At 66.4% G+C, this 661-nt stretch carries 1 protein-coding gene; it reads left to right on the forward strand.

Annotated elements, in window-relative coordinates:
* Positions 1-96: 96 nt before the first annotated feature.
* Positions 97-661 (forward strand): TetR/AcrR family transcriptional regulator (locus ACVUH9_RS22210; RefSeq protein ID WP_475761017.1); only part of this gene is annotated, 565 nt, incomplete at its 3' end.

Raw genomic sequence — 661 nt, forward strand, 5'->3', positions numbered from 1 at the left:
TCCCTCAGTGGCGTGTGGACGCTCTACTATGGGACGCCAGGTCTCTCTATGTCCCGTCGTAGTCGCCACCCGGATAGCGATCGTCGTCGTCGAATCGTGCAGGCCACCGTGGATGTTGCGGCTACGGTGGGGTTCAGCAAGATGACGGTGGCGGATATCGCCAGCACCGCCCGCGTTGGCCGGCGCACGTTCTCGTGGTATTTCGAGGACAAGCATGCGGCTTTCGAGCTCGGCTACCGGGAGATCACCCAGGATCTGCGGATGGCGGTCCAGGAGGCGGCCGACAGCGAGTCGGAGCCAGTCTCCCGGATTCATGCCTGCCTGATGGCGATAGCGAACTTCCTGGCCGAGGATCCGACGCGGGCGACCGTGCTGCTGGTCGAAGGTCATGCTGCGGGCATCGACTTCGTCGAGATCCGCAGCGAGACGATGCGCCGGCTGATCCAGCTGTTGATGGAAGCCACCAGCGAGCTCCCCGATCCCGGCGGCGACCGCGAGGTGATCGCCCAGCGTGTTGCCGGCGGACTCCATGAGGTCGGCTATTCGCGCGCCCTCCGGGGCGAGGCGCACCTCTTGCCTGCGTTGATTCCCGAGCTGGTCGCGACGGTGCTGACGCCGTACCTCGGGGTCGAGGGCGCGCGGCAGGCGATCGAGGATGGGG

The sequence above is a fragment of the Patulibacter ginsengiterrae genome (assembly GCF_056269115.1).